Source organism: Streptomyces sp. CO7, assembly GCF_053474865.1.
Window position 1 is genome coordinate 1 of the sequence record NZ_JBRIOU010000199.1, and the last position, 3,154, is coordinate 3,154.

Here is a 3,154-nt window from a genome sequence, read left to right on the forward strand (position 1 = left end):
CTGCGTGCCTGACCGGCGCGCCGGAGGCGCCCGCGCCCCCGCCGGTGGGCGCCCACGAACTCACGGGCTGTCCGCCGGGAGGGGTCGGGCCCCTCCCGCCGAGCAACGCCGCTCCGCACGGCTACCTCGACCTCACGACCGCCGCCAACGACCAGGCGGCCGCCGTCCTCCACAACCACGCCCTGCCTGCCAACCAGGGTCTGGTGGTCACCTTCGACCAGTGGCAGTACGGCGGCACGACCGTCCCGCCGGCCGACGGCATCTCGTTCTTCCTGATCGACGGCGCCGCCGAGCTGACAGCCCCCGGCGCCTTCGGCGGCAGCCTCGGCTACGCGCAGAAGCTGCCCGACGACGACCCCGGCAGGGAGTTCCTGCCGGGCGTCAACCACGGCTACCTCGGGGTGGGCCTGGACGTCCTCGGCAACTACTTCGGCGACTGGGAGCACCGGGGCAACGGGTGCGACACCCGCTCGCCGGCCGGGACCGGCTTCCGCATCCCGGAGCCCAACAAGGTCACCCTCCGCGGGCCCGGCAACGGCACCGAGGGCTACTGCTTCCTGACCTCGACCGCCGAGAACCTGAACAGCACCACCGGTCCCTGGCCCAGCACGCTCCCCGGAGAGCTGCACGGGCCGACGACGAGCATCCCCGAGGACGCCACCCCCGAGGAGGCCGAGAGGCTGCTCGAGCCCTCCCGGCGCACCGTCCGGGTGGAGATCTCGCCCTCGCCGAACCCGGTGGTGACGGTCTGGATCGACTTCCGGGACGGCAAGGGCTTCCAGGAGGTGCTGAGCACGCCGGCCCCGCAGCCGGTGCCCTCCAGCTACAAGTTCGGCTTCGCGGCGTCCACCGGCCAGTTCACCGACGTGCACCTCATCCGCAACGTCACCGTGCACCCGGCGGCCGAACTGCCACGGCTCAACCTGGTCAAGCAGGTGGCCAAGGACCCGGAGGTGCCGCTGCCGCTGAAGCCGGGCCAGCAGGTCCCGTACCAGTACGTGGTCACCAACAGTGGCAACACCCCGCTCACCGACGTGACGGTCACGGACGACCGGGTCACGCGGATCTCCTGTCCGAAGGACACGCTGGGCGTCGGCGAATCGATGACCTGCACCGGGCTGTACGCGGTCACCGACGAGGACGCGGCCGCCGGGCAGGTCCGCAACGTGGCCAACGCCACGGGCAGGTCGGGCGACACGGAGGTCCCGGCGCCGGAGGCGGAGCTGACCCTCCCGGCCCAGCGGGGGCCGGGCCTGCGGATCGAGAAGACCGCGGACGACACCCGCGCGTACCGGGTCGGTGAAAAGGTCGAGTACACCTACACCGTGACCAACACCGGGCCGGTGGAGATCACCGGCCTCACGATCGCCGACGACCGCGTCCGGAACGTCACGTGCGAGGACACGACCCTCGCACCGGCCGGCCAGGACGGCGACACCACCGAGTGCCGGGGCACCTACACCGTCACGGAGGACGACGCCGAGGCCGAGGACGTGGTCAACGTGGCCACCGCGAGCGGCGACGCGAACGGCAACCGCGTCACCTCCCCGCCGGACGAGATGACCGTCGGCGTGGCCAACCGGCTGGAACTGCTGCTGAGCAAGTCGGTCGACGACTCGCGCGCCTACGAGGTGGGCGAGGAGGTGCCCTACGAGTACGAGGTGACCAACACCGGCGACCGCGAGATCACCGGCCTCACCATCGTGGACGACAAGGTCACCCGGATCACCTGCGACGACGTCTCGCTCGCCCCCGGTCAGCGCACCACCTGCCGGGGTACCTACACCGTCACGGAGGACGACGTCGCCGCGGGCAGCGTCACCAACATCGCCGACGCGCGCGGCCGGTCCGGCGACAGGACGGTCGAGTCGCAGCCGGACACCGCCGAGATCCAGGTCGTCACCCCGGGCGGTCCCGCGCTCAGCGTCGAGAAGGAGGTCGTGGACCGGCAGGAGGAATACCGCGTCGGCGACGAGGTCACCTACGAGTACACGGTGATCAACACCGGCGACCGTGACATCACCGGCGTCAGGGTCGAGGACGACCGGGTGGAGAACGTGGACTGCGAGGAGGACACCCTCGCGTCCGGTGCGGGCACGACCTGCCGCGGCACCTACACCGTCACCGCCGAGGACACCGCCGACGGCTTCGTCGTCAACGTGGCGCAGGCCTTCGGCACCTCCGGCGGAGCTCCGGTCGAGTCCGAGCGGGACACCGAGCGGATCGAGGTCGCCGGTCAGCGCTCCTCGCTCACCCTCGACAAGCGGGTCGACGAGGAGCGGACCTACGAGGTCGGCGACCTCGTCCGCTACGAGTACGACGTGCGGAACACGGGCGAGACCACGCTCACCGACGTGCGGGTCACCGATGACCGGGTGGTGGACGTCGACTGCCCCACCGCCCCGCTGGAGCCGGGCGAGCAGGTGACCTGCACCGGTTCCTACCGGGTCTCCGAGGCCGACGCGGAGGCCGGGTCGGTCGTCAACACCGCATCGGCGAGCGGCGTGTTCCGCGGGCAGCGGTTCCGCTCCGAGGAGGACAGCGCGCGGATCACGGTCGCCGGCGGCGGCGGTGAGTCCGGGCTGCGGCTCGACAAGCGGGTGGACGAGGACCGTACCTACCGGGTCGGCGACGTCATCACCTACGAGTACGTCGTCGAGAACACCGGCGACACCCCGCTCACGGGCGTGGCCGTCCAGGACGACCGCCTCGGCCGGGTGGCCTGCCCCTCGACCACGCTGGCGCCGGGCCAGGAGATGACCTGCACCGGCACCCACCGGGTCACCGTGGCGGACGCGGAGGCCGGCCGGATCACCAACACGGCGATCGCCGTGGCCGCCGGGGGCGTCCGCTCGGACAGCGACTCGGCGACCGTCCAGGTCGAGCGCAAGCCCTGCGAGGGCAAGCACTGCGGGCCCGGCCACGGGCACGGCAAGCCCTGTAAGGGCAGCCACGGCAAGCCGGGCCACCACGACGGGTACGGCTCCGACCGGGCCACCCCGTGCCGGCACGAGCGGTCCGCCGCCTGACGGACCGTGACCGACGGCCCGGGACCGCCGGCACCTCACCGGCGGTCCGGGACCTGAAGGACCTGAACCCCGCACAGCGAGGGCGCCCGCCCGCGGTCACGCGGACGGGCGCCCTTCCGCATGCC

1 protein-coding gene is annotated in these 3,154 nt (G+C 72.4%); it reads left to right on the top strand.

All coding sequences use genetic code 11. From position 1 onward, the window contains the following. Positions 1-3,029, top strand: a 3,029-nt coding sequence (locus ACOV8S_RS32555; RefSeq protein ID WP_448322217.1) for a DUF7507 domain-containing protein, incomplete at its 5' end; no start/stop codon positions are given. Positions 3,030-3,154: the final 125 nt, after the last annotated feature.